The organism is Streptomyces sp. NPDC005302, from assembly GCF_040607345.1.
Lineage (GTDB): Bacteria > Actinomycetota > Actinomycetes > Streptomycetales > Streptomycetaceae > Streptomyces.
In genome coordinates this window covers 137,215-155,384 of the sequence record NZ_JBEXGN010000009.1, presented here as the reverse complement: position 1 = coordinate 155,384, position 18,170 = coordinate 137,215, and the positions used below count along the sequence as shown (strand labels likewise).

Sequence of the window (18,170 nt, the reverse complement as noted above, 5' to 3'; positions counted from 1 at the left end):
AGTCCTGGAACGCCGAAAGGGCCCCCACCGAAGTGGAGACCCTTGCGAACCACGTACCCCCGACCGGATTCGAACCGGCGCTACCGCCTTGAGAGGGCGGCGTGCTAGGCCGCTACACAACGGGGGCCTTGGATCGTGCGCTTGCACAGAACCGAGCTGGGCTACCAGGACTCGAACCTAGAATGACGGTACCAGAAACCGTAGTGTTGCCAATTACACCATAGCCCATGGTGGTTTAGACCAGTACCCCCGACCGGATTCGAACCGGCGCTACTGCCGTGAGAGGGCAGCGTGCTAGGCCGCTACACAACGGGGGCCCTAGCGATCCTGCATGAGAGCCAGCGGGTGCGACCCGGACTGTCCCCCTGAGAAGGATCTGTACCCCCGACCGGATTCGAACCGGCGCTACTGCCGTGAGAGGGCAGCGTGCTAGGCCGCTACACAACGGGGGCTTTGCGGAGCTGGTCTCCGCGGTGCAGATGAGCTCTGCGAGCTGGCCTACCAGGACTCGAACCTAGACTAACGGAACCAGAAACCGTCGTGCTGCCAATTACACCATAGGCCACTGAGACACCATCCCCTGCGGGATCTTGTCTTAGCTAGCGCCTCCGAGCTCCGGCCTTTCGGCCCGTTCTCGGCGGCGCAGGAAGAACATTACCCGAAGGTGGACGGCGCTCCAAAACGGGTATCGGCGCCGAGCAGCGAGGGGAGTTCGGCCAGCGAGGCGATGCGGTGCGGGCCCGTCGGCGGACCGTCCGCCGCGATGTGGGCGCCGTCACGGTCGATCCAGACGGAGAGCAGGCCGGCCTCGGCGGCGCCCCGGCCGTCGATCTCCGGGTGGTCCCCGACATAGGCGACCCGGTGCGGTGGCAGCCGCAGGGCGTCGCAGGCCGCGTGGAAGGCGGCCGCCGCGGGCTTGGAGACGCCCAGTTCCGCGGCGCACAGGATCGTCTCGAACCGGTCGTGCACCCCGAGGACGCGCAGTTTGCGGTCCTGCACGAGGAGGCTGGAGTTGGACAGGACCGCGTGCCGGTGGCTGCCGGTGAGACGGTCGAGGACGGGCAGGACGTCGGGGAAGAGGGTCCAGGCGGTTTCGTAGTGCGTGACGTAGCGGTCGAACCACGCGTCGGCGTCGGCGTCGCTCAGCCGCTCCCCCACGAACACCCGGACGCGCTCCCGGCGCTGGCCCTGCCAGTCCGTCTCACCGGCCGAGAACCGTGCCCACTGCGCGTCGGTGATCTCACGCCAGCGCGCGAGGGCCTGCTCGACGGAGGTGTGTCCGTCGAGCAGGCCCTCGGCCGCCAGGTGGCCGCGCATGCCGGCCCGGTCCGCCGCCGTGTAGTCGAAGATCGTGTCGTCGATGTCCCAGACCACCGCGTCGATGCCCATGGAACGACCGTATCTCCGGAGACGGGCGGCTGTCCCCCGGCCGCCGTCCTGGGCGGCCCGGCAGGGCGCCGGGGCCGGGCACTCGTCGGTCGCGCGGGGTGGGCACAGCAGGAGGGCGGCGCCCGAAACGGACACCGCCCCCTGTGTGTACTCCTCGTGGCTATGCGGCGAGCCGCTCCAGGGCGGCGTCGACGCGGGCCAGCGTCGTCTCCTTGCCCAGGATCTCCAGGGACTCGAAGAGCGGCAGGCCGACCGTGCGGCCGGTGACGGCGACACGGACCGGCGCCTGCGCCTTGCCGAGCTTGAGGCCGTGCTCCTCACCGGCGGCCAGGACGGCCTCCTTGAGGGACTCCGGGGACGACCAGTCGGCGGCGTCGAGCTTCTCGCGGGCCGTGCGGAGCAGGGCGTCGCTGCCCTCCTTCATGGCCTTCGTCCAGGACGCCTCGTCGATGGCCGGCTCGGGCAGGAACAGGAAGTCGACGTTGTCGGTGATCTCCGAGAGGACCTTCATCCGCGACTGGGCGTGCGGGGCGATCGCCTGCCATTTGGCGTCGTCGAAGTCCTCCGGCGCCCAGGGGGCGAAGGGGGCGCGCAGCCAGGGGCCGCAGCGCTCGGTGAAGTCCTTCACGTCGAGCAGGCGGATGTGGTCGGCGTTGATCGCCTCGCACTTCTTCAGGTCGAAGCGCGCCGGGTTCGGGTTCACGTCCTTGACGTCGAACGCGGCGACCATCTCCTCGATGGAGAAGATGTCGCGGTCCGCCGCGAGCGACCAGCCCAGCAGGGACAGGTAGTTCAGCAGGCCCTCGGGGAGGAACCCGCGCTCCCGGTAGAGGTTGAGCGAGGACTCCGGGTCGCGCTTGGAGAGCTTCTTGTTGCCCTCGCCCATGACGTAGGGGAGGTGCCCGAAGGCCGGCGTGCTCTTGGCGATGCCCAGCTCGGTCAGCGCCTTGTAGAGGGCGATCTGCCGGGGGGTGGAGGAGAGCAGGTCCTCGCCGCGCAGGACGTGGGTGATCTCCATCAGGGCGTCGTCGACCGGGTTGACCAGCGTGTACAGCGGTGCGCCGTTGGCCCGGACGATGCCGAAGTCCGGGACGTTCTCCGGGAGGTACGTGATCTCGCCGCGCACCAGGTCGTCGAAGGTGATCGGCTCGTCGGGCATCCGGAAGCGGACGATGGGCTTGCGGCCCTCGGCCTCGTAGGCGGCCTTCTGCTCGGCGGAGAGGTCGCGGCAGTGGCCGTCGTAGCCGGAGGGCTTGCCGGCGGCGCGGGCGGCGTCGCGGCGGGCGTCCAGTTCCTCGGTCGAGCAGTAGCAGGGGTAGGCGTGACCCGCCTCCAGCAGCTTCGCGGCGACGTCCCGGTAGATGTCCATGCGCTGCGACTGGCGGTACGGGGCGTGCGGGCCGCCGATCTCGGGGCCCTCGTCCCAGTCGAAGCCGAGCCAGCGCATCGAGTCGAGCAGCTGGTCGTAGGACTCCTCGGAGTCGCGGGCCGCGTCGGTGTCCTCGATGCGGAAGACCAGCGTGCCTTCGTTGTGCCGGGCGAAGGCCCAGTTGAACAGGGCGGTGCGGACCAGGCCCACGTGGGGGTTGCCGGTCGGGGACGGACAGAAACGTACGCGGACGGTCGCGTTAGCCACGCTTGATCACCTTGTTGGTGAGAGTGCCGATGCCTTCGATGGTGACGGCGACCTCGTCGCCGACGTTAAGGGGGCCGACCCCAGCCGGGGTGCCGGTGAGGATGACGTCGCCGGGCAGCAGCGTCATGGCCTCGGAGATGTTGACGATCAGGTCCTCGACGGAGTGGATCATCTCGCTGGTGCGGCCGAGCTGCCGCTGCTGTCCGTTGACCGTGCACTGGATGGTGAGGTCGGCGGGGTCCACGTCCGTCTCCACCCAGGGGCCGAGCGGGCAGGAGCTGTCGAAGCCCTTGGCCCGGGCCCACTGCTTCTCGCGCTTCTGCACGTCGCGCGCGGTGACGTCGTTGGCGCAGGTGTAGCCGAGGATGACGTCCTTGACGCGCTCGCGCGGGACCTCACGGCACATGCGGCCGATCACCACGGCGAGCTCCGCCTCGTGGTGGAGATCACTGGTGAAGGAGGGGTGCTGGATCGGGTCGCCGGAGCCGATCACCGAGGTCGACGGCTTGAAGAAGGCGAACGGGGCGTCGGGTACCTCGTTGCCGAGTTCCCTGGCGTGCTCCGCGTAGTTGCGGCCGAAGGCCACGACCTTGTTGGGGAGCACCGGCGGCAGCAGCCGCACCTTGCTCAGCGGGACCTTCGTACCGGAGAGCTCGAAGTCCGCGAACGGGATGCCCTTGATGATGTCGAGGACGAGCTCGTCCGGCCTGTCGCCCTCGACCGCGCCGAAAGCGACGTTGCCGTCGATGGAGAATCTGGCGATGCGCACGGGATCCTTGCGCCCCTCACTGAGCTGGCTGAAGTCTGACGCTCCAGGCTAACGCGGCAAGGGGTGCGGGCTTCGCGTATGTCCGCCGGGGGTCGCCGTGGGGCGGCCGGCTCACTCCGCGGCGGCCGCGGAGACCGGGACCTCCATGAGGATGGTGCGGCGGGGGTTGGCGGTCTGGCCCGGAAGGTCGAGCGAGTGCTCCGGCTGCTCCGCGGTCCCGAGGGCACCGGCGTCGTCGAGGTGCGCCAGGGTGGTGCGTCGCGGGTTGGCAATGTTGCGGAACATCATCGTCGTCTTCACCGTTGTACTCGACCTTGTCGTCCTGGGCGCCGGGGGCGAAGAGCCCCGTATAGGCGCGGGTTGTCGGATTCGCCATCCCTGTAAAGCGTCAGGCTAAACATGCAATTCCCGGGCGAAGCCGTGAAGACGCCATGATCGTGGTGTGAGTTTGCTCACTCACCCAGGGGCAAAGCGGTCAATTGCCACCCCCAACTCCGCCCGACCAAACGGACATTGCTCCACTGAACCAGTCATTCCGCTCCTGATCATGGCGACTGGGACAGGGGGTGCGCGCCAATGGCTCGTGGGCATACGCCCGGTATGTACGAGATCGCTTTGCACATCTCGTGACGCGGCCCTCACATGCTGTCACGGAGGTCACAGCCTGGTACTCGGCCCTTGTTGGAGATCCTGCACTGTGCTGGAATTCCACGGACCGCCGCGGGATACGAACCGGCGCGCAGGGGCGCAACGCAGCGCCGAGTGGCGGCGGGAAAGGGGAGCCTGCGCCGGTCACTCACGACCACACCAAGAGGCGCATCTGCGCCTTTGTACGACGCCGACACCGTCCCGCCGTTCGCGCGGAGGGGCGCCTGGTCCAGAGGTTGCGACGCTAGTGCAGGGACGTTTCAAGAGGGATGGCAGCGCTTCGGCGGAGCCGGAGCCGCGCGGCGGGACCGACCGCGGTTCCTCGCCCCAGCACGCCCAGAACCCGGGACCGGCAGAGGTCGGCGCCAGCGGTGGTCAGTCCGCTCGCTCCGGCGCGAAGCCCAAGGCTCCCGCCACCACACCGGCCGCCACGCCGCCGAGCACCCCGGGCCCCGGCCCGCGCGTCGCCCTGCGGAACTGGCGCATCTCGACGCGACTGGTCTCACTGCTCGCGCTCCCCGTGGTCGCCGCGACCTCGCTGGGCGCCCTGCGCATCAACCAGTCGATGGACGACATCCAGCAGCTCGACAACATGAAGCTGCTGACCGAGATGACCCGGCAGGCGACCGAACTCTCCGTCGCGCTCCAGAAGGAGCGTGACCTGTCGGCCGGCCCGCTGTCGCACGGCGCCACGTCCAGCGACTACACGGTCAAGGGCGTGCGTGACGCGACGGACGTCGCGAAGAAGCACTTCCTCGAGGGCACGCAGGACATCGAGGACGCGACGGCCAAGGGGCAGCTCTCCGGCGTCCGCGACAGCCTCGTCGGTATCGCGGGCGAGCTGATCAAGCTCAACCAGATCCGCAACGACGCGTACAACGACCCGAGGAACTCGATGCAGACGGTCGAGGCGTACCACCGCCTCGTCAGTCAGCTCCTCGCGCTCTCGCAGGACATGGCCGAGGCGACCAGCAACCCGGAGATGATCCAGCGCACCCGTGCGCTGACGGCCTTCTCCACCGCCAAGGAGTACGCCTCCGTCCAGCGCGCCGTCATCGCCGCCGCCCTGCCCGAGCAGCCGAAGACCTTCGGAACGCTCTCCGAGAACGACCGGCTCTACGCGTCCTCCGCGCAGGAGAGCCAGGACTCGGAGATCAACGGCTTCAAGACCATCTACGGCAGCGGCTACGCCGACCTCCTGAAGCCCATCGAGGGCCCCAACCCGACCATCGAGTCCGCCGACAAGTACGCCCGGCGTGTACTCGCGGGCCAGGACGGTCTGAAGACGCAGGCGAAGCAGTCCTACAAGGACTGGGTCGACGAGGACACCACCAAGATCGACAAGATGTCGACGATCGAGACCACGCTGCTCGGCGAGATGGAGCAGAAGGCCCGTCAGCTGCGCAACGAGTCCGAGAGCGAAGCGATCATCTCGGGTGCGCTGATCCTGCTCGTGCTCGGTGTCTCGCTCGTCGGCGCCTTCGTGGTGGCCCGGTCCATGATCCGCTCGCTGCGCCGCCTGCAGGACACCGCGACCCGCGTCGCCCAGGACCGTCTGCCCGAGCTGGTCAAGCAGCTCTCGGAGTCGGACCCGCAGGACGTCGACACCTCCGTCGAGTCCGTCGGTGTGCACTCCCGGGACGAGATCGGCCAGGTGGCCGCGGCCTTCGACGACGTGCACCGTGAGGCCGTCCGCCTCGCCGCCGAGCAGGCCCTCCTGCGAGGCAACGTCAACGCGATGTTCACCAACCTCTCGCGCCGCTCGCAGGGTCTCATCCAGCGCCAGCTCTCGCTCATATCCGAGCTGGAGTCGCGTGAGGCCGACCCCGACCAGCTCTCCTCGCTGTTCAAGCTCGACCACCTCGCGACCCGCATGCGCCGTAACGGCGAGAACCTCCTGGTGCTCGCCGGTGAAGAGCCCGGCCGCCGCTGGACCCGCCCGGTCCCGCTGGTCGACGTGCTCCGCGCCGCCGCCTCCGAGGTGGAGCAGTACGAGCGCATCGAACTGGCCTCCGTGCCGACCACCGAAGTGGCCGGCCGTGTGGTCAACGACCTCGTGCACCTGCTCGCCGAGCTGCTCGAGAACGCCACCTCGTTCTCCTCACCGCAGACCAAGGTCAAGGTCACCGGTCACGCCCTGCCCGACGGCCGGGTGCTGATCGAGATCCACGACACCGGTATCGGCCTGTCCCCCGAGGACCTCGCCGCGATCAACGAGCGGCTCGCCGCACCGCCCACCGTGGACGTCTCCGTCTCCCGCCGCATGGGCCTCTTCGTGGTCGGCCGTCTGTCGCAGCGCCACGGCATCCGCATCCAGCTCCGTCCGTCCGACTCCGGTGGTACGACCGCGCTGGTCATGCTGCCCGTCGACGTCGCCCAGGGCGGCAAGAAGCCCGTTCCGGGCAAGCCCGGCCAGGGCATGCAGGGTGGCGGACCCGCCGCCGCGCAGGCCTCGGCCGGACTGGCCGCGGCCCGTCGCGGCAACGGCTCGCAGGGCGGTCCCTCACTCGGCGCCGGAGCCCCCGCGGCCGCCGGCGGCTCCCTCGGTGCCCCGCCGCAGCGCGGACAGGTCGGCGCCGGCCAGGGTCCGCGGGCCGCGCTGCCCGGCAGCAACCAGGGCGGTCGCCCGGGTGCTCCCGGCGGTGCGCGTGGCCCCCAGAACCCGGGTGCCGGACAGCAGGGCAGGCCGGCTCCGGCCGGTGCCGGCGCGGGCGTCTTCGGACAGAACGCGCAGGGTGCCCCGCAGGGTCTCCAGGCCGGCAACGGCAACCAGCAGGGCTTCGGTGAGACGCCGGGCTCCGCGAACGCCTTCGGTGACACCTCCGGCGGCCGGCAGAACGCGTTCGGCGCGGCCAACGGCTCCGGTGCCCGGCAGCAGAACGGCTTCGGCGAGAGCGCCCCCGCCGCCACGCCGCCGGCCCCGCAGACCCCGCAGACCGGCAAGGGCAGCCGTCGCCGGCCGCAGCTTCCGGGCCGCGGTGGCGCTCGCGCCGAACTGCCCGGCGGCAACACCGCTTCCCGTACGCCGAGTTGGAGCGACGACAACGCGCAGCCTCCCGTGCCGCGCGCTTCCCTCGACGCCCCGCGCGGCCACGAGGACCCCGAGTCCACCTCCCGCATGCCGCGGATCGAGGACCACCAGGGCCCCGCGTCCACCTCGGAGTTCGCCCGTCCCGACTTCGACGCCCCGCGCCCCGGCGCCGGCACGCCGCAGTACACGGGCCTGAACAACGGCGGACAGAACGGCAACGGCCAGGGCGGCAACGCTCAGAGCAACGGCGGCCAGAACACCGGGCAGTACCCCCGCCCGGACGTGTACGGCACCGGCAGCGCCTCCCCCGTCGGCCAGAACCCGGCCTCCACGGGCCAGTTCGCTCCGCAGGGCTACGGCGCCTCGCAGGATCCGTCGTCCACCGGGCAGTTCTCGGCCCAGGGCTACGGCGCCACGCAGAACCCGTCGTCCACCGGCCAGTTCGCCCGTCCCGGCTACGGAGCCTCCCAGGACCCCGCGTCCACCGGGCAGTTCTCGGCAACCGGCTACGGCAACCGGCAGGACTCCTCGTCCACCGGACAGTTCGAGCGGCCGGCGGCCCCGCAGCCGCCCGTCCGTCCGCAGGAGCCCGAGGCGCTTCCGCCCGCGGGTCCCGGTGACGGCCGTACGCCGCTGTTCGACACCCTGGAGACCAACTGGTTCCACGGTCAGGCGAACGGTGCCGGCGCTGACGGCGCGCACCAGACCAACGGTTCGCAGGGAGCCTCGCAGGTCGTTCCCCAGCAGCCGCAGGGTTCCTCGGCGCCGCAGCAGCGGCCCGCCGCGGCACCGGCCTCCGCCTCTTGGCGCAGCTCTCCCAACGACGACCTCGTCAAGCAGGCAGAGCGCGCCCGTAAACCGTCGGCAGGCGGGGTCACCACCTCCGGCCTGCCGCGCCGCGTCCCGCGGGCCAACCTGGTCGCGGGCACGGCACAGCAGCAAACGCACCAAACCGGTCCGCAGGTCTCGCGTGCGCCTGATGACGTACGCGGCCGGCTGACCAATCTCCGTAGGGGCATTCAGCAAGGTCGACAGGCCGCTCCCAACGGCCAGACCGGCAGCTTCCCCAGCCCCACTCACCAGCAGGAGCGTTAGTTGAGCCCGATGAGCCAGGCGGCACAGAACCTGAACTGGTTGATCACCAACTTCGTGGACAACACCCCTGGGGTGTCCCACACCGTCGTCGTGTCCGCCGACGGACTCCTTCTGGCCATGTCCGAAGGCTTCCCCCGCGACCGCGCGGACCAACTGGCGGCCGTCGCCTCCGGACTGACCTCGCTGACCGCCGGGGCATCCCGGATCTTCGAGGGCGGGACGGTGGCCCAGACGGTCGTGGAGATGGAGCGCGGCTTCCTCTTCCTGATGTCCGTCTCGGACGGATCGTCCCTCGCGGTCCTCTCCCACCCGGAGTGCGACATCGGTCTCGTCGGCTACGAGATGGCACTGCTCGTCGACCGTGCGGGCGCTGTCCTCACGCCGGACCTGCGTGCCGAGCTACAAGGCAGTCTGCTTCACTGACCGCCCCCGGATCCAGACACCGCACGAAATCACCGTCCGGCCGCCACAATCCCCCCACCGGCCTCAACAGACGGCACGACTGACCGACCTGCTGTCCCGCCCGGAGGATTCATGACCCCGCCCACCGCCTCTCATGATCCGTACGCTGATCCGTACGGGGACGAGGGCGACCAGCCGCTGGTACGTCCGTACGCGATGACCGGTGGCCGGACCCGGCCGCGGTACCAACTCGCCATAGAGGCGCTGATCAGCACCACGGCCGACCCGGCGCAGCTGATGGGGCTGCTCCCCGAACACCAGCGCATCTGCCACCTGTGCCGGGAAGTGAAGTCGGTGGCCGAGGTCTCGGCTCTCCTGTCCATGCCTCTGGGTGTGGCCAGGATCCTCGTCGCGGACCTCGCGGAGGCCGGACTGGTCGCCATTCACCAGCCTGGCGGCGATGAGAACAACGGCGGCGCGCCGGACGTGACTTTGCTCGAAAGGGTGCTCAGTGGACTTCGCAAGCTCTGACGGAGGCCGGGCGACCACCTCCGCGAAGATCGTCGTGGCGGGTGGCTTCGGTGTCGGCAAGACCACGTTCGTGGGTGCCGTCTCCGAGATCAACCCGCTGCGCACCGAGGCCGTCATGACGTCCGCTTCGGCGGGCATCGACGACCTCACCCACACCGGGGACAAGACCACCACCACGGTGGCCATGGACTTCGGCCGTATCACCCTCGACCAGGACCTGATCCTGTACCTCTTCGGTACGCCGGGTCAGGACCGGTTCTGGTTCATGTGGGACGACCTGGTCCGCGGCGCCATCGGCGCGGTGGTCCTGGTCGACACCCGGCGTCTCGCCGACTGCTTCCCCGCGGTCGACTACTTCGAGAACAGCGGCCTGCCGTTCGTCATCGCCCTCAACGGCTTCGACGGCCACCAGCCGTACAACCCCGAGGAAGTGCGCGAGGCCCTCCAGATCGGTCCGGACGCTCCGATCATCACGACGGACGCCCGACACCGTGCGGATGCGAAGAGCGCTCTGATCACGCTGGTCGAGCACGCCCTCATGGCTCGGCTGCGGTAGCAGCCAAGTCGACAGGACCATAAGGAAGTTGTCGTAGACGAACTGGAGCCGGCTGTGTCGTTTGACACGGTCGGCCACAGTGTTCATAACGTTTCGACAGAGAATTTCACCGGCGCCGACACGGTTCGCGGTCACCCGGTACCGCTGCGCTCACGAAAGCCCCGCCTTTTGGCGGGGCTCGCTCTTTATGACCGTTTTATCTGTGGTCGAAGCCACCCGGAACCCCAGGTTCCGAGTGTTTGGAAGGGCGCTCCCTGACGTGCTGGAATGCGCTGAACTGCCCAGTAGCTAAGTCACGGGCGCTGGAGATACCGCGGCACAACGTAGGTGCCGACGCCGAGAGGTTGTTGGTCGAGTGAGGCGAAGCACGAACGGTCCCGAGCCGTCGGCACGGGGCAACTTCACCCCGCCGCCGCGCGGAGCGGCGCCCGCACACATGCCCGGCCCGGAGCCCGTACCGGCCCCCGCGCCGAGCGGCGGCCGTTTCTCCCCGCGCAACTGGCGTGTGCCGGCCAGGCTGAACGCGATCCTGCTCATACCCGTGGTGGTCGGCCTCGTCATGGGCGGCTTCCAGGTGAGGAGCTCGATCGACACCTGGCAGCAGGCCCAGGACGCCGAGAAGACGGCGCGTCTGGTGCAGGCGGCGCTGAACTACGGCGACAAGCTGTTCGTCGAGCGCGACGTCAGCGCGGCCCCGCTGCTCCAGGGCAGTCAGGCCAGCGCCAAGGACAAGGCGGCCGTCACGGCCGTGCGCAAGCAGACCGACGCCGCGGCCGACGCGTTCGACGCGGCGGCCCAGAAAATGCCGAAGACGGCCGGCCTGGAGCGGCGCCTCGCCATCTTCCGCAAGGTCGAGCCCGGTCTGGACACCCTGCGCAAGCTCGCGTACACCTCCAAGCTCCCCGGAGTGAAGACGGAGGAGGGCTACCTCCAGATCCAGCACCCGCTGATGGAGTTCGCCAACGAACTCGGTCTGGGCACCGGAAACATCACCAGCTACGGCCGTACCGTCTACGCGATCTCCCTCTCCAAGGCGGCCCTGTCGCTGGAGCGCGCCATCGGTATGCACATGCTGGTCCAGCCCGGCCCGGGCCTGAGCAGCCTCGCCAACCAGCGCGTCGCCCTCTCCTCCTACGCCTACCTCGAGGGCATCGCCGTCGAGGAGTACATCGGCGGTGGCACCCAGTCCGACGCCGACAAGCTCTCCGCCGCCCAGGCGAAGATCAAGGCGCAGCTGACCGAGCAGGGCAAGCAGGCCGCGGCCGCCGACCCGAACTACGTGAAGCCGCCGTCCGACCCGACCCAGATGGTCACGGCGCTCGCGCAGCTCAAGTCCCCGCTGGACAGCGACCGCGCCGCCCTCGCCGGCAACGGCATCACCGCGCAGAACTGGTGGGCGGTCAACACCGCCAAGTACAACGCCTACCGCCAGATCGAGTCGGACCTCTCCGACAAGGCCGTGGCCGAGGCGGCGGACATCTCCGACAGCGCCAAGACCGACGCCATCATCACCGGCGCGGCCGTCGTGATCGCCCTGCTCGCCGCGTTCATCCTGGCCGGCATGGTGGCCCGCCAGATGAGCCGCTCGATGCGCCAGCTGCGCAACGCGGCCTTCAACGTCGCCGAGCAGCGCCTGCCGATGCTGGTCGACCAGCTCTCGCGCACCGACCCCGGCCGCGTCGACACCCGGGTCCAGCCGATCCCGATCACCACCACGGACGAGATCGGCGAGGTCGCCCGCGCCTTCGACCAGGTCCACCGCGAGGCGGTCCGGCTGGCCGCCGAGCAGGCCCTCCTGCGCGGCAACATCAACGCGATCTTCACCAACCTGTCGCGCCGCAACCAGTCGCTGATCGAGGGCCAGCTGACCCTGATCACCGAGCTGGAGAACAACGAGGCCGACCCGGACCAGCTGGAGAGCCTCTTCCGGCTGGACCACCTCGCGACCCGTATGCGCCGCAACGGCGAGAACCTCCTGGTCCTCGCCGGCGAGGAGCCCGGCCGCCGCTGGGACCAGCCGGTCCCGCTGGTGGACGTGCTGCGCGCCGCCTCCTCCGAGGTGGAGCAGTACGAGCGCATCGAGCTCTCGGGCGTCCCGGAGGCCGAGATCCACGGCCGCGCCGTGACCGACCTCGTGCACCTGCTCGCCGAGCTCCTGGAGAACGCCACCACGTTCTCCTCCCCGCAGACCAAGGTCCGCGTCACCGCGACCCGTCTCCCGGACGGCCGCATCATGGTCGAGATCCACGACAAGGGCATCGGCCTCACCGCCGAGGACTTCGCGGACATCAACCACAAGCTGGCCAACCCGCCGACCGTGGACGCCGCGATCTCCCAGCGCATGGGCCTCTTCGTGGTCGGCCGGCTGTCCGACCGGCACGGCATCCGCGTCCAGCTGCGCCCCTCGGGCGAGCAGGCCGGCACCACCTCGCTGGTCATGCTCCCCGACGCCATCACCCACGGCGGCGGCGGCGAGCAGCCGATGCGCGACGAGTTCACCGTGTCCCAGATCATCCCGGAGCAGCAGTCGTTCCAGGGCGAGAGCTTCGGGGCCCAGCAGCAGCAGCCGCTGCTCACCGCGGCCGACCTCGGCTTCGACGACAGCCGCTACGAGGTCCCGGACGACATCCGCGACCTCGACCCGGTGGGCCGTTCCCTGATGCGCGAGGAGCGCCGGGCGGCCCTGGAGGCCCAGGCGCAGGGCATGGAAGCCATCGAGGGCCCGCAGGGGTACACCGAGGGCTTCGACGGCCGGCAGCCCTACGACAACGGACAGCCGCCCTACAGCGGCGCTCCGGCGTACGACGGCGGCCAGGGTGTGCACGAGGAGCAGCAGACGACGTACGACCAGCAGACGTCGTACGAGGAGCCGCAGCGCGCCGCGTACGACGAGGCGTACTTCCCGTCCACCGGTGGCTACCCGGAAGCCTCCTATCCGGAGGCGGTCCAGGAGGAGCACGCCGGAGCGCGCGGTTCCGCGCCGGAGACGCATTCGGGCTTCGAAGAGCCGTCCTACCAGGACGACTGGCCGCAGCAGGAGGCGTACCAGGGCGGCTACCGCTCCGAGTACGCTCCACAAGCGGAATCACCGCAGGCCGCTGACGTGAGTGAGCAGGACCGCGTAGGCTTCAGTCGTCCGGGACCGGCCCCCTCGGCCCCCCACACGATGACCGATGCCGGACTGCCCCGCCGCGGATCCACCGCCGGCGGCAACGTCAACGGCAACGGCCAGGGCCCCGCGGACCACCAGAGGGAGCAGGCCACGCCGGCTCCCGACGGCAAGGGTGACGACGACTGGCGCTCGTCCAACGACGACCGCTGGCAGCGCGCCGAGCAGCTCAAGAAGCCCAAGGCGGGCGGAGTCACCTCGTCCGGTCTGCCCCGGCGGGTACCCAAGGCCAACCTGGTCGAGGGCACCGCGGAATCGACCCCCCAGGGCGGCCCCCAGGTCTCCCGCGCTCCCGAGGACGTGCGGGGCAGGCTGAGCAACCTGCGCCGGGGCGTCGAGCGGGGACGCAATGCAGGTAGTGACACGAACGGTCAGGGCTTCGGCTCCGACAGCACCTACAACCAGGAGCGTTAGTGTGAGTCCGATGAGCCAGGCGGCGCAGAACCTGAACTGGTTGATCACCAATTTCGTGGACCACACCCCCGGGGTGTCGCACACGGTGGTGGTCTCCGCCGACGGACTCCTTCTGGCGATGTCCGAAGGCTTCCCCCGTGACCGCGCCGACCAGTTGGCCGCTGTCGCGTCGGGTCTGACCTCGCTGACCGCGGGTGCCTCCCGCATCTTCGAGGGCGGCCATGTGAACCAGACGGTTGTGGAGATGGAGCGAGGATTCCTCTTCCTCATGTCCGTTTCCGATGGTTCGTCGCTCGCGGTCCTTGCACACCCGGAGGCGGACATCGGCCTCATTGGGTACGAGATGGCGCTTCTGGTGGACCGTGCGGGCACGGTCCTGACCCCGGATCTCCGTGCGGAGCTCCAGGGCAGCCTTCTCAACTAACAGACAGACGGTGCGTATTGGCGTCTTGTGGCCGTAAGGTTTCGGGACGCGGACCCACAGTGACGGGTTCCCGGCACAGTCGGAGGAGGAGAAAGTGGTGACACCCCCAGGCGGTTCGTCTTCGGGCAACTGGTCGTACGGCCCCGGCCAGGGGCAGGGCGGCCAGGGCGACGGTTCGCAGAACCCGAACCGATACAACTTTCCCTCCGCGCCCAGCCAGCGGCGGCAGCAGCCGTACCCGCCTCAGGCCCCCCAGGGCCCCGGGCCGTCTCCGTACGACCAGCCGCCGGCGCCGCGCATCCAGCCCGTACAGCCGCAGCGACGCTCGCCCGAGCCGTCGCCCACCGCGGCGTCCAACCCTCTGGTGCGTCCGTACGCCATGACGGGCGGCCGCACCAGGCCCCGCTACCAGCTCGCCATCGAGGCACTGGTGCACACCACCGCGCAGCCGCACCAGATGCAGGGCCAGTTGCCCGAGCATCAGCGCATCTGCAACCTCTGCCGGGAGATCAAGTCGGTGGCCGAGATCTCGGCCCTGCTGACCATCCCTCTCGGCGTCGCCAGGATCCTCGTCGCCGACTTGGCGGAGGCGGGCCTGGTCGCCATTCATCAGCCGGGCGGCGACGAGAGCGCCGGCGGCCAGCCAGCCGTGACATTGCTCGAAAGGGTGCTCAGTGGACTTCGCAAGCTCTAGCGGAGGGCAGTCCCGCTCCACCACGTCCGCGAAGATCGTGGTGGCGGGCGGCTTCGGCGTGGGCAAGACCACGTTCGTCGGCGCCGTCTCGGAGATCAACCCGCTGCGCACCGAGGCCGTCATGACGTCCGCTTCCGCGGGCATCGACGACCTCACGCACACCGGAGACAAGACGACGACCACCGTCGCCATGGACTTCGGCCGCATCACCCTGGACCAGGACCTGATCCTGTACCTGTTCGGCACCCCCGGGCAGGACCGCTTCTGGTTCATGTGGGACGACCTGGTCCGCGGCGCCATCGGCGCGATCGTGCTGGTCGACACCCGGCGTCTCGCCGACTGCTTCCCCGCGGTCGACTACTTCGAGAACAGCGGCCTGCCGTTCGTGATCGCCCTCAACGGCTTCGACGGCAGCCAGCCGTACAACCCGGACGAGGTCCGTGAGGCCCTGCAGATCGGCCCGGACACCCCGATCATCACGACGGACGCCCGCCACCGCGCGGACGCCAAGTCGGCGCTGATCACGCTCGTGGAGCACGCCCTGATGGCGCGGCTCCGCTAGCCCCTCCCCCACTCCGAGGCGTCGGCCCTCGTTTCTCCCACCGGAGAAACGGGGGCCGTTGTCCGTGCGGCACCCGAACTCGCGGCCCGTGCGGGTGCGTTGGGCGGCCTCCTACGCGCCGGCGGCGCCCGTGACCGGCGGGCGGGCCGCCTGGGTCCGGAGAACGCCGCAGCCCCGCCCCTCCGGACGGAGGGGCGGGGCTGTCGGTCGTCAGGACGCTCAGTGCCAGCTGTGCGGGGCGCGGAAGCCGCCCTCGCGCTCCAGGCGGCGCCAGCCGGCCCGGGGGCGGCCACGGTGGGCCGGAGCGGCATCGGTGGGAGCGGCGGCGGCACGGGCCAGCAGGATCGCCGTGATGGCGGCGACCTCCTCGGGCTCGGCGTGGCCCTTCTCGACGCGGATGTCAGGGGTGCTCATAGGTTTCAGTCTCCATGAGAGAGGTTTCCGCGGCGGTACCGCGGAGGATCCGCAGGGTTACTGCGGGGGGTTGCCGTGCTTACGGGAGGGCAGGTCCGCATGCTTGGTGTGGAGCATCGCGAGCGACTTGACCAGGACCTCGCGGGTCTCGGCGGGGTCGATGACGTCGTCCACCAGACCGCGCTCGGCGGCGTAGTAGGGGTGCATCAGCTCGGCCTTGTACTCCTTGACCATGCGGACGCGCATGGCCTCGGGGTCGGCGGCCTCGGCGATCTGGCGGCGGAAGATGACGTTGGCGGCGCCCTCGGCGCCCATCACGGCGATCTCGTTCGTGGGCCAGGCATAGGTGAGGTCGGCCCCGATGGACTGGCTGTCCATGACGATGTAGGCACCTCCGTACGCCTTGCGCAGGATGAGCGAGATCCGCGGCACCGTCGCGTTGCAGTACGCGTACAGCAGCTTCGCGCCGTGCCGGATGATCCCGCCGTGCTCCTGGTCGACGCCCGGAAGGAATCCAGGGACATCCAGCAACGTGATGATCGGGATGTTAAAAGCGTCACACATCTGGACAAAGCGTGCAGCTTTTTCGGAGGCCTCGATGTCGAGGACGCCCGCGAGGCTCTGCGGCTGGTTGGCCACGATGCCGACGACCTGGCCGTCGAGACGGGCCAGCGCGCAGATGATGTTGCGGGCCCAGCGCTCGTGGACCTCCAGGTAGTCGCCGTCGTCGACGAGCTCCTCGATGACCTTGGTCATGTCGTACGGGCGGTTGCCGTCGGCCGGGACCAGGTCCAGCAGCACCTCGCTGCGACGGTCGGTCGGGTCGTCCGAGGCGGCGCGCGGCGGGTTCTCGCGGTTGTTCTGCGGGAGCATCGACAGGAGGTAGCGCACCTCGGCGATGCAGGTCTCCTCGTCGTCGTACGCGAAGTGGCAGACGCCGCTGGTCTCCGCGTGGACGTCGGCGCCGCCCAGGCCGTTCTGGGTGATCTCCTCGCCCGTCACCGCCTTGACCACGTCCGGACCGGTGATGAACATCTGCGAGGTCTCGCGGACCATGAAGACGAAGTCCGTCAGGGCGGGGCTGTAGGCCGCGCCGCCCGCGCACGGGCCGAGCATCACCGAGATCTGCGGGATGACACCGGACGCCTTGGTGTTGCGCTGGAAGATGCCGCCGTAGCCGGCGAGCGCCGAGACGCCCTCCTGGATACGGGCGCCGGCGCCGTCGTTCAGGGACACCAGCGGAGCACCGGCCGCGATGGCCATGTCCATGATCTTGTGGATCTTCGTGGCGTGCGCCTCGCCGAGCGCGCCGCCGAAGATGCGGAAGTCGTGGGCGTACACGAAGACCGTGCGGCCCTCGACCGTGCCCCAGCCGGTGATGACACCGTCGGTGTAGGGCTTCTTCGCCTCCAGGCCGAACCCGGTCGCCCGGTGCCGGCGCAGCTGCTCGACCTCCTGGAACGAGCCCGCGTCCAGCAGCAGCTCGATGCGCTCCCGGGCGGTCAGCTTGCCCTTGGCGTGCTGCGCCTCGGTCGCCTTCTCGCTGGGTCCGCGCAGAGCCTCGGCACGGATCGCGTGCAGCTCCGCCACACGCCCGCGCGCGTCCGTCGGTTCACCTGTGGAGCTCGTGGGGCTCGCGGAGCCGGCCTCGTCCAAAACGGTCATGTAGTGACCATACGAAGTCCACCAAGGAAAGGGGCCCGTCGACTCTGCACAGTCTCCGGCCCGTTTTCCTGGTAACCCTGAACAGAACCACCACCTCGTGCAGGCAATCGGACTGCTCAGAGGGGCTTCTGCTTGTAGGGGTCGCACAAAGACTTCCGCTGAGAGCCGCCTCACATTCATGAGGGGCGCATGCCACCCCCGGAGTGACGCGGACCCCCGGACGGGGGTCCGCGTCACCTCGCGCGAGGGCTCAGCAGCCGCCACAGTTGTAGTAGAGGACGTCCCAGTGGTTGCCCTCGTCGGCGTAGATGTTGCCCGAGCCGGACTTGTACTGCGGAGCGCCGTCCCCACGCAGGCCTATGTAGCTGAAGTTGTGGATGTAGTTCGTGACGCAGGTGTTCTTGCCGAAGTCGAGCTTGTAGCCGTTCCAGTGCGAGTAGGTGCCGCTCGCGTGGCCGGTCTCGGTGCCGCCGGTGATGTTGAGCGCGCAGCCGCTGGCCCCCTTGAGGGTCTGGGCGCCCTGCGCGGTGGCCAGGTTCAGCTGGTCGAAGGACGTACAGGTGGAGTTGTTGCGGTCGGAGCAACCGCCGGAGGAGGACCAGGTGATACCGACCTGGCGGAACATCGAGGTCGCGGTGGCGTGGCTGATCTTCGTGGCGGCGAAGGCGTCGGTGGAGGTGCCGACGACGGCGACACCGGGGGCGACGACGAGGGCGAGCGCGGTCAGCGTGGACCTGAGCTTCATGCGGGGGGAACCTTTCCTGCGAAGGA

At 69.6% G+C, this 18,170-nt stretch carries 15 protein-coding genes and 5 tRNA genes; 8 read left to right on the top strand and 12 right to left on the bottom strand.

The window, feature by feature from the left end; genetic code table 11:
• Nucleotides 1-54: 54 nt before the first annotated feature.
• The 9 genes from ABZT74_RS16125 to ABZT74_RS16085 all read right to left on the bottom strand — a co-directional run bounded on the left by ABZT74_RS16125 (nucleotide 55) and on the right by ABZT74_RS16085 (nucleotide 4,094).
• Nucleotides 55-127 (bottom strand) — tRNA-Glu (locus ABZT74_RS16125).
• A gap of 29 nt (nucleotides 128-156) precedes the next feature.
• Nucleotides 157-228: transfer RNA gene (locus ABZT74_RS16120), tRNA-Gln, on the bottom strand.
• A 16-nt stretch (nucleotides 229-244) separates the two neighbouring features.
• Nucleotides 245-317 (bottom strand) — tRNA-Glu (locus ABZT74_RS16115).
• Between the two features lie 62 nt (nucleotides 318-379).
• Nucleotides 380-452, bottom strand: a tRNA-Glu gene (locus tag ABZT74_RS16110).
• Nucleotides 453-493: 41 nt separating this feature from the next.
• Nucleotides 494-565 (bottom strand) — tRNA-Gln (locus ABZT74_RS16105).
• A gap of 89 nt (nucleotides 566-654) precedes the next feature.
• Nucleotides 655-1,389 (bottom strand): HAD family hydrolase, encoded by a 735-nt coding sequence (locus tag ABZT74_RS16100; RefSeq protein ID WP_355867788.1) that lies wholly within the window; start codon nucleotides 1,387-1,389, stop codon nucleotides 655-657.
• Between the two features lie 160 nt (nucleotides 1,390-1,549).
• Nucleotides 1,550-3,025, bottom strand: coding sequence for a glutamate--tRNA ligase (gene gltX / locus ABZT74_RS16095; RefSeq protein WP_356169688.1), 1,476 nt, complete (start codon nucleotides 3,023-3,025; stop codon nucleotides 1,550-1,552).
• Nucleotides 3,018-3,794, bottom strand: coding sequence for a fumarylacetoacetate hydrolase family protein (locus ABZT74_RS16090; RefSeq protein WP_356435474.1), 777 nt, complete (start codon nucleotides 3,792-3,794; stop codon nucleotides 3,018-3,020). The genes gltX and ABZT74_RS16090 overlap by 8 nt, the downstream gene beginning before the upstream one ends.
• Nucleotides 3,795-3,905: 111 nt before the next feature.
• Nucleotides 3,906-4,094 carry a hypothetical protein gene (locus tag ABZT74_RS16085; protein WP_355867779.1) on the bottom strand — a complete coding sequence of 63 codons (189 nt, stop codon included), beginning with the start codon at nucleotides 4,092-4,094 and terminating at the stop codon, nucleotides 3,906-3,908.
• A 595-nt stretch (nucleotides 4,095-4,689) separates the two neighbouring features.
• Between ABZT74_RS16085 and ABZT74_RS16080 the strand changes: the two genes are divergently transcribed.
• The 8 genes from ABZT74_RS16080 (at nucleotide 4,690) to ABZT74_RS16045 (ending at nucleotide 15,320) form a co-directional block, all read left to right on the top strand.
• On the top strand, nucleotides 4,690-8,568 hold the full coding sequence (locus ABZT74_RS16080) for a nitrate- and nitrite sensing domain-containing protein (protein WP_356169685.1): 3,879 nt from the start codon (nucleotides 4,690-4,692) through the stop codon (nucleotides 8,566-8,568).
• 9 nt (nucleotides 8,569-8,577) lie between these two features.
• Entirely contained in the window at nucleotides 8,578-8,991 is a 414-nt protein-coding gene (locus ABZT74_RS16075; RefSeq protein WP_010984127.1) for a roadblock/LC7 domain-containing protein, read from the top strand.
• Between the two features lie 111 nt (nucleotides 8,992-9,102).
• Nucleotides 9,103-9,501 (top strand): DUF742 domain-containing protein, encoded by a 399-nt coding sequence (locus tag ABZT74_RS16070; protein ID WP_355867773.1) that lies wholly within the window; start codon nucleotides 9,103-9,105, stop codon nucleotides 9,499-9,501.
• A complete protein-coding gene (locus tag ABZT74_RS16065) occupies nucleotides 9,482-10,057 on the top strand; it encodes an ATP/GTP-binding protein (protein ID WP_028802395.1) in 576 nt (191 codons plus the stop codon). Before ABZT74_RS16070 ends, ABZT74_RS16065 begins: the two co-directional genes overlap by 20 nt.
• Before the next feature lie 355 nt (nucleotides 10,058-10,412).
• A complete protein-coding gene (locus ABZT74_RS16060; protein WP_356435471.1) occupies nucleotides 10,413-13,640 on the top strand; it encodes a nitrate- and nitrite sensing domain-containing protein in 3,228 nt (1,075 codons plus the stop codon).
• A 10-nt stretch (nucleotides 13,641-13,650) separates the two neighbouring features.
• On the top strand, nucleotides 13,651-14,064 hold the full coding sequence (locus ABZT74_RS16055; RefSeq protein WP_355867767.1) for a roadblock/LC7 domain-containing protein: 414 nt from the start codon (nucleotides 13,651-13,653) through the stop codon (nucleotides 14,062-14,064).
• A 94-nt stretch (nucleotides 14,065-14,158) separates the two neighbouring features.
• Entirely contained in the window at nucleotides 14,159-14,758 is a 600-nt protein-coding gene (locus tag ABZT74_RS16050; protein ID WP_355867764.1) for a DUF742 domain-containing protein, read from the top strand.
• Nucleotides 14,739-15,320: an ATP/GTP-binding protein gene (locus tag ABZT74_RS16045; protein WP_355867761.1), complete on the top strand. Its 582-nt coding sequence runs from the start codon at nucleotides 14,739-14,741 to the stop codon at nucleotides 15,318-15,320. Before ABZT74_RS16050 ends, ABZT74_RS16045 begins: the two co-directional genes overlap by 20 nt.
• A 219-nt stretch (nucleotides 15,321-15,539) precedes the next feature.
• On the opposite strand, the gene ABZT74_RS16040 is transcribed toward ABZT74_RS16045, so the two are convergent.
• The 3 genes from ABZT74_RS16040 to ABZT74_RS16030 form a co-directional block, all read right to left on the bottom strand.
• The gene (locus ABZT74_RS16040; RefSeq protein ID WP_355867758.1) at nucleotides 15,540-15,734 is read right to left on the bottom strand and encodes an acyl-CoA carboxylase subunit epsilon; all 195 of its coding nucleotides are present in this window, start codon (nucleotides 15,732-15,734) and stop codon (nucleotides 15,540-15,542) included.
• A 57-nt stretch (nucleotides 15,735-15,791) separates the two neighbouring features.
• Nucleotides 15,792-17,399, bottom strand: a complete 1,608-nt coding sequence (locus tag ABZT74_RS16035) for an acyl-CoA carboxylase subunit beta (protein WP_356169679.1) — start codon at nucleotides 17,397-17,399, stop codon at nucleotides 15,792-15,794.
• Between the two features lie 250 nt (nucleotides 17,400-17,649).
• A complete protein-coding gene (locus ABZT74_RS16030; protein ID WP_355867752.1) occupies nucleotides 17,650-18,144 on the bottom strand; it encodes a hypothetical protein in 495 nt (164 codons plus the stop codon).
• Between the last annotated feature and the right edge of the window lie 26 nt (nucleotides 18,145-18,170).

Excerpts from the sequence above, each read along its gene's own strand:
- ABZT74_RS16055 (WP_355867767.1), top strand. The coding sequence starts at position 13,651 with ATGAGCCAGGCGGCGCAGAACCTGAACTGGTTGATCACCAATTTCGTG.
- ABZT74_RS16070 (WP_355867773.1), top strand. The coding sequence starts at position 9,103 with ATGACCCCGCCCACCGCCTCTCATGATCCGTACGCTGATCCGTACGGG.
- ABZT74_RS16035 (WP_356169679.1), bottom strand. The coding sequence starts at position 17,399 with ATGACCGTTTTGGACGAGGCCGGCTCCGCGAGCCCCACGAGCTCCACA.
- ABZT74_RS16100 (WP_355867788.1), bottom strand. The coding sequence starts at position 1,389 with ATGGGCATCGACGCGGTGGTCTGGGACATCGACGACACGATCTTCGAC.
- ABZT74_RS16030 (WP_355867752.1), bottom strand. The coding sequence starts at position 18,144 with ATGAAGCTCAGGTCCACGCTGACCGCGCTCGCCCTCGTCGTCGCCCCC.
- ABZT74_RS16040 (WP_355867758.1), bottom strand. The coding sequence starts at position 15,734 with ATGAGCACCCCTGACATCCGCGTCGAGAAGGGCCACGCCGAGCCCGAG.
- ABZT74_RS16075 (WP_010984127.1), top strand. The coding sequence starts at position 8,578 with ATGAGCCAGGCGGCACAGAACCTGAACTGGTTGATCACCAACTTCGTG.